Raw genomic sequence first — 5168 nt, 5'->3', positions numbered from 1 at the left:
GCGATGATCACGACGCGGGCCCCGCGCTCGGCGGCGAGGCGGGCGGTGGCAAGGCCAATGCCCGACGAACCGCCGGTGATGACTATAGTCTGCTGGTCGAGCGGCTTCAGTTTCATCGCAACAGTTCCGGCCGGGCTGGGGGAGCGCGCAGCAGAGAGCGCAAGTCTGCGGCCAGCCCTAACCTCGGTCAGGCGCGCCCGCACCGGTCGCAGCATCGGCACCTTGCAGCGCTTCGGGCAGTGCAATCGGCCGCGGTGCAAACGCAATTGCCGTTTGCCGCGCGCGCTCTATACGCATCTGGATGCCAGTCACTTGCGTAACATTTGCAGGATGAGCCCCGCCTTTGCCTTGCCCTCCCGCAGCTTCCAGCGCGTCATCGGCCTTGCGCTGACGCTGGCGATTGCCGGGAGCTGGCTGGCGATCCACGCCTATGCCATGTTCGTGTTCGAGCTTACCTGGACGAATTGGCCGCTCGCGCTGGTGATGGCGGGGGTGCAGTGCTGGCTTTCGGTCGGCGTGTTCATCGTCTGCCACGATGCGATGCACGGGACATTGGTGCCCGGCCGGCCGAGAGTGAACGCAAGCATCGGCACCGTGCTTCTGGCGCTCTATGCGGGGTTCGGGTGGAAGCACCTGAGGGACGCGCACCTCACCCACCACAAGCTTTCCGGCCACGCTGGCGATCCCGATTTCGACGAGCACAATCCGGCGGATTTCCCGCGCTGGTATGCGACTTTCTTCCGGCGCTATTTCGGCTGGCGCTCGATCCTGTTCGTGCACACGGTGGTGGGGATCTACTGGCTGGTGCTGGAGATCCCGATGGTGCAGATCGTGGCTCTTTACGGGCTGCCTGCGCTCGCGTCCTCGCTCCAGCTGTTCTATTTCGGCACCTTCCGCACGCACCGGCATGTTTCGGGTGAGGACGCAGGCGGCTTTGCCGATCACCACAATGCCCGTTCCGAGGATTTCGGTACGCTTGCCAGCCTCGCCACATGCTTCCATTTCGGCTATCATCTCGAACACCACCGCCGCCCCGACGTGCCGTGGTGGGCGCTCCCGGACGCGCGCCGGGCCGGGGTGGGCCGTATCGAAATTGCTGAAAAGGTGCCCGCATGAGCTGGCTCGAAGTCTTCCTCACCGTCATGTCCTCGCTGATCGGGATGGAACTGTTTGCATGGTATGCGCACAGGTACATCATGCATGGCTGGGGCTGGGGCTGGCACCGCGACCATCACGAGCCGCATGACAATGTGCTGGAGAAGAACGACCTCTTCGCGGTCGTTTTCGGCACGATCAACGCCGCAATGTATATCTACGGCTCGCTCTACTGGGACTGGCTGTGGTGGTTTGCGGTCGGCATCACGCTCTATGGCATCATCTACACGCTGGTGCATGACGGGCTGGTGCACCAGCGCTACTGGAAGTGGGTGCCGCGCAAGGGCTATGCCAAGCGGTTGGTGCAGGCGCACAAGCTCCACCATGCGACGATCGGCAAGGAGGGCGGGGTGAGCTTCGGCTTCGTCTTCGCGCGCGATCCGGCCAAGCTGAAGGCGGAGCTGAAGGTGCAGAAAGACGCCGGGCTTGCCGTGGTTCGCGACAGCGCCGGGGCAGGGGACTTCGAGACGGCCGGGCGCAACCTCTGAGGCGTCAGCCCGCCTGCGTCAGGCTGAGGTTGTTGCCTTCCGGATCGTGGAACCACGCGATCCTGGTGTCTGACCCGGGATCGGTCCAGACCCCCAGCGCGTCCTGGCCAAACCCTTCATAGATCGCGAAAGCGACCCCCTTCGCGCTCAAGGCAGAGATCGCCGCTGCTATATCGGCGACCTGCCAGCCCAGCACCGTGTGCGGACCCGGCTGATGGCCTTCGATCCTCGTCAGACGCATCGTGGTGCCCGCCAGATCATAGCTGACCGCGAAAGGATCCTCGCCGGTCTCGGTCAAGCCCAGCGTGTCGGTGTAGAAGGCGCGCGCCTCGGGCAGATCGGCGGCGAGGACGAAGCAGACGGGCTTGGCAGCGGCGAGCATGACGGTTCTCCCCATCGGGGCGACTCGCCTAGCGCTTGTCCCCCCGAAGCCCAGTTTACGCCATCGGGCCCCGCGCGCCAAAGGGTCAGCCCGCCGCCAGCCTTGCAGCGTGTTCCTTCACCAGCGCGATCATGTTGGGCACCCCTTGGGTGCGGTTGCTCGACAGCTGGTTCTTCAGATCGAAGGGGCCGAGCGCGCCCATCACGTCCATCGCGGCGACCTCGGCAGCGGGGCGGTCCTGCACCGCGGCGATCACCAGCGCGACGATCCCCTTGGTGATCGCGGCATTGCTGTCGGCGAGGAAGTGCAACCGGCCTTCATCGGTCCCCGCCGGATAGACCCACACCGCCGCCGAACAGCCGCGCACAAGTGTCGCATCGGTCTTGAGCGCCTCGGGCATGGGCTCGAGGCTGCGGCCAAGCTCGATCAGCAGGCCGTAACGCTCGTCGCCTTCGAGGAATTCGTACTCTTCGAGAATGTCGGACAGGGTGCGCATCGGGCCGCGTTACTTAGGGCCGACGCGAAACGGAAGGGGCGATTTAGCCGCCGAGGCCGCCGGGACGGGTCAGCGCGTAATAGATCACGTAGAACCAGCTGAAGAAGCCATGGATCGCGGCCCAGATGATCGACTTGTGGAGGCTCCAGCTGATCGCCACCGCGATCGCGCTGCCAAGGCCGATGCCGGCCTGCGCCGCAGTGGTGCGCGGGCCGCTCACAGTTCGACACCGCTGGCGATCGCTTCAAGCTTGCGAATGCGTTCCTTGAGGTCGGCAAGCTCGATGCGCGCCGTGCCAAGCCCGGAGCCTTCCTCACCGCCGCTGCCGCCACGACCCGCAGGCACGCGGTCGAGTTCGGAGCGCTTGAGGTCGAGCCAGCCCTGCCAGGCCCGAAGGGCGGCGCCTGCAAGCACGATCACCGCCACGAGCAGCCCCGCGGTCAGGACCAGCGTGGGATCGAGAAGAACAGTCGTCATTGGCCTGGTTCCTCCTTCTTGCCGGCGGGAAGACCCCGCAGCGCTTCGATTTCGGCGGCGATCCGCGCCCGTTCGCGCGCATCGCCGGTGTTGGTGTCGGTGACGATGCGTTCGAGCACCTTGACCCTCTCGCGCAGTGCATCGAGCTCGCGCTGCGTCGCCTCAAGCTGCGCCCGGTCACCTCCGTTTTCGGGAACGGCGAGCTTCTGGTTGCCGTCCTCGTCGGTGATGATCCCGGCGCGGGCGCGTACGGTTTCAACTATTCCCCAGATCACGATCGCCACGAGGGCAACAATCGCCCAGCTGCTCATTACGCGGTATCCTTCACCTTGGTGATGGCCAGAGTTTCGCTCCGCAGCGCCTCGATTTCGTCGGCCAGCAGGCTGCCGCGGTCGGTGGCGATGCGTTCGAGCACGCGCAGGCGCTCCTCGAACAGTTGCTGGCGCTCGGCGATGTCGCGCAATTCGGACCCCGGCTGGCCTGCCTGCGCCTCGAAGCGCAGCCGCCTGGCCTGAACCATCTTGTCGACGAGGCCGTTGATGCTCATCCCGGCGATCAGAACGATCGCAACGACCGCCATCGCGATGACTACCGTCTCACCCATCACGCCGCGCCCTTGTCCTTGAGGCCTTCCAGAGCCCGCTCGCGCAGGGCGTCGATCTCGTTGCCGAGGTGATAGCCGCCGTCGGTCACGATCCGCTCGACATTGGCGAGCCGGTCCTTGACCGCACCGAGCTCGGCACGCAGCTGGGCGTTTTCCTGGGTCAGGAGCACGATCCGTTCGGCCGATTGCTTGTCCGAGCCGGGCTTCAATGACTGCCCCCACATGCCTTCGAGCGGGTAGCCGTTCTTGATCTTCATCCGGGTGGTCTGGAACGAGGCGGCGATCCCCATCGCGCCGAGGCTGAAGCCCGCGGCAATGATCCAGCCGAGGTAGGGAAGAAAGTCTTCAGGACCCATCACACGCGCTCCTTCTTGTCCAGGCCGAGCGGCACGCCGGCATCCCGTTCATTCACCCGGCGCGTGTCGCGCAGCGCCTCGATCTGAGTGGCGATATCGTATCCGCGGTCGGTGACGATGCGTTCGAGCACCTGGACGCGGTCTTCGAGCCGCTGGATCTGGCCGACATATTGCGCGGCCTTCTCGGCGGTCTGCTCGGCGGCCGCGCCAACCTGCATTTCCGCCATTTTCTGCTGGTGCTTGGTCCAGATGGCGACGATCGGGATCATCAGGGCGATGATCGGGATCATGACGCCCAGTTGTGCTACGTCCATGGTAATGGTCCCTGTTGCTGGTGTCGGGCCTAGCGCAGCCGCTCGATCTCGGCGGTCAGGCGCGGGTTGCTGCTGACATAGTGGGCTTCGACCGCAGCGAGGCGCCGGTCGATGTCGCGGAAGTTGGCGCGGATCTCGCGGGCGGTGCGCTTGGGGCTCTGACGAACGCCCTGCCAGTACTTCTGTTCGCTCTCGTCGCGGTAGAGATAGGGCGGCTTCTTGTTGAGCAGGAAGCCGGCGACGAAATAGATCAGCAGCGAGGCGCCGCCGGTGGGCCACATCGAAAGGAACGCGATCATGCGGATCCAGAAGACGTTGACCCCGGTGTAGTCGGCAATCCCGGCGCAGACGCCCATGAGCTTGCCGTTGTGCTTGTCGCGATAGAGCGTGGTGCGGGGGCTGTTCATGCGCGGGTTCCCTTCTTTTCGGCCATCAGCGCTTCGAGTTCGCGCAAGCTTTGGTTGTCCTTTTCCTGATCGGCGATCAGGCGGCGGGCGGGGGTGAAGCTCGGGTCGTCCGAGGCGACCAGACGTTCGACCGTGTCCATGCGTTCATCAAGCCGGCGCGCGAGGTTGTAGAGCTCCTCGAGCAGCGCCTCGTCGTCGGTCGTGATGGTCGCGGCGGTCTTCCACTTGGTGAGGTAGTGCAGGATCACCCAGGGCAGGCCGATGAACAGCATGCCCACGACCATGATCGGTACAAGAATGTCTTCCATGGCTTACTTTCCTTCGCTGTCGGACTTGCCGAGCGCCTTCTTCATGGCGGCGAGTTCATCGTCGATCGCGTCCGACCCGGCGAGCGCGGCGATTTCGTCGGCAAGGCTCGGCGTGTTGTTCTCGGCGATCTGCAATGCGTCGGCGCGGCCTTCGGCGTAATCGACGCGGCGTTCGAGCTGG

12 protein-coding genes and 1 pseudogene are annotated in these 5168 nt (G+C 65.0%); 2 read left to right on the top strand and 11 right to left on the bottom strand.

The genetic code is table 11. The features are described 5' to 3' along the window. The first annotated feature begins 330 nt into the window (after window positions 1–330). Both NBV68_RS17480 and NBV68_RS17475 read left to right on the top strand, forming a co-directional pair. Window positions 331–1116, top strand: coding sequence for a fatty acid desaturase (locus tag NBV68_RS17480; RefSeq protein ID WP_296312322.1), 786 nt, complete (start codon window positions 331–333; stop codon window positions 1114–1116). Next, the gene (locus NBV68_RS17475; RefSeq protein ID WP_296312320.1) at window positions 1113–1643 is read left to right on the top strand and encodes a sterol desaturase family protein; all 531 of its coding nucleotides are present in this window, start codon (window positions 1113–1115) and stop codon (window positions 1641–1643) included. The genes NBV68_RS17480 and NBV68_RS17475 overlap by 4 nt, the downstream gene beginning before the upstream one ends. A gap of 4 nt (window positions 1644–1647) precedes the next feature. Here the strand turns inward: NBV68_RS17475 and NBV68_RS17470 are convergent, their stop codons facing one another. The 11 genes and pseudogenes from NBV68_RS17470 to NBV68_RS17420 form a co-directional block, all read right to left on the bottom strand. After that, window positions 1648–2025 (bottom strand): VOC family protein, encoded by a 378-nt coding sequence (locus tag NBV68_RS17470; RefSeq protein ID WP_296312317.1) that lies wholly within the window; start codon window positions 2023–2025, stop codon window positions 1648–1650. Window positions 2026–2110: 85 nt separating this feature from the next. Continuing rightward, window positions 2111–2521 (bottom strand): SufE family protein, encoded by a 411-nt coding sequence (locus NBV68_RS17465; RefSeq protein ID WP_296312316.1) that lies wholly within the window; start codon window positions 2519–2521, stop codon window positions 2111–2113. A 43-nt stretch (window positions 2522–2564) separates the two neighbouring features. Further along, window positions 2565–2741: a hypothetical protein gene (locus NBV68_RS17460; RefSeq protein WP_296312315.1), complete on the bottom strand. Its 177-nt coding sequence runs from the start codon at window positions 2739–2741 to the stop codon at window positions 2565–2567. Continuing rightward, window positions 2738–2998, bottom strand: coding sequence for a hypothetical protein (locus NBV68_RS17455; protein ID WP_296312313.1), 261 nt, complete (start codon window positions 2996–2998; stop codon window positions 2738–2740). The genes NBV68_RS17460 and NBV68_RS17455 overlap by 4 nt, the downstream gene beginning before the upstream one ends. After that, the gene (locus NBV68_RS17450) at window positions 2995–3309 is read right to left on the bottom strand and encodes a hypothetical protein (RefSeq protein WP_296312312.1); all 315 of its coding nucleotides are present in this window, start codon (window positions 3307–3309) and stop codon (window positions 2995–2997) included. The genes NBV68_RS17455 and NBV68_RS17450 overlap by 4 nt, the downstream gene beginning before the upstream one ends. Beyond that, entirely contained in the window at window positions 3309–3602 is a 294-nt protein-coding gene (locus NBV68_RS17445) for a hypothetical protein (RefSeq protein ID WP_296312310.1), read from the bottom strand. Before NBV68_RS17445 ends, NBV68_RS17450 begins: the two co-directional genes overlap by 1 nt. After that, complete coding sequence (locus NBV68_RS17440; protein WP_296312307.1) at window positions 3602–3958, bottom strand: hypothetical protein; 357 nt, start codon at window positions 3956–3958, stop codon at window positions 3602–3604. The genes NBV68_RS17445 and NBV68_RS17440 overlap by 1 nt, the downstream gene beginning before the upstream one ends. Further along, the gene (locus NBV68_RS17435) at window positions 3958–4272 is read right to left on the bottom strand and encodes a hypothetical protein (protein ID WP_296312306.1); all 315 of its coding nucleotides are present in this window, start codon (window positions 4270–4272) and stop codon (window positions 3958–3960) included. The genes NBV68_RS17440 and NBV68_RS17435 overlap by 1 nt, the downstream gene beginning before the upstream one ends. Window positions 4273–4301: 29 nt before the next feature. Further along, on the bottom strand, window positions 4302–4679 hold the full coding sequence (pspC, locus tag NBV68_RS17430) for an envelope stress response membrane protein PspC (RefSeq protein WP_296312303.1): 378 nt from the start codon (window positions 4677–4679) through the stop codon (window positions 4302–4304). Then, on the bottom strand, window positions 4676–4987 hold the full coding sequence (gene pspB, locus NBV68_RS17425; protein WP_296312301.1) for an envelope stress response membrane protein PspB: 312 nt from the start codon (window positions 4985–4987) through the stop codon (window positions 4676–4678). The genes pspC and pspB overlap by 4 nt, the downstream gene beginning before the upstream one ends. A gap of 3 nt (window positions 4988–4990) precedes the next feature. Then, window positions 4991–5168, bottom strand: a pseudogene (locus NBV68_RS17420) (phage shock protein PspA); the annotation flags it as partial.

This window comes from Erythrobacter sp., from assembly GCF_023653175.1.
Classification (GTDB): Bacteria; Pseudomonadota; Alphaproteobacteria; order Sphingomonadales; family Sphingomonadaceae; genus Erythrobacter.
This window is presented reverse-complemented; position numbering and strand designations above follow the sequence as displayed.

Bases quoted from the DNA above. Each gene is read 5' to 3' on its own strand.
- NBV68_RS17480 (WP_296312322.1), top strand. From the start codon at position 331: ATGAGCCCCGCCTTTGCCTTGCCCTCCCGCAGCTTCCAGCGCGTCATC.
- NBV68_RS17475 (WP_296312320.1), top strand. From the start codon at position 1,113: ATGAGCTGGCTCGAAGTCTTCCTCACCGTCATGTCCTCGCTGATCGGG.
- NBV68_RS17470 (WP_296312317.1), bottom strand. From the start codon at position 2,025: ATGCTCGCCGCTGCCAAGCCCGTCTGCTTCGTCCTCGCCGCCGATCTG.
- NBV68_RS17465 (WP_296312316.1), bottom strand. From the start codon at position 2,521: ATGCGCACCCTGTCCGACATTCTCGAAGAGTACGAATTCCTCGAAGGC.
- NBV68_RS17455 (WP_296312313.1), bottom strand. From the start codon at position 2,998: ATGACGACTGTTCTTCTCGATCCCACGCTGGTCCTGACCGCGGGGCTG.
- NBV68_RS17450 (WP_296312312.1), bottom strand. From the start codon at position 3,309: ATGAGCAGCTGGGCGATTGTTGCCCTCGTGGCGATCGTGATCTGGGGA.
- NBV68_RS17445 (WP_296312310.1), bottom strand. From the start codon at position 3,602: ATGGGTGAGACGGTAGTCATCGCGATGGCGGTCGTTGCGATCGTTCTG.
- NBV68_RS17440 (WP_296312307.1), bottom strand. From the start codon at position 3,958: ATGGGTCCTGAAGACTTTCTTCCCTACCTCGGCTGGATCATTGCCGCG.
- NBV68_RS17435 (WP_296312306.1), bottom strand. From the start codon at position 4,272: ATGGACGTAGCACAACTGGGCGTCATGATCCCGATCATCGCCCTGATG.
- pspC (WP_296312303.1), bottom strand. From the start codon at position 4,679: ATGAACAGCCCCCGCACCACGCTCTATCGCGACAAGCACAACGGCAAG.
- pspB (WP_296312301.1), bottom strand. From the start codon at position 4,987: ATGGAAGACATTCTTGTACCGATCATGGTCGTGGGCATGCTGTTCATC.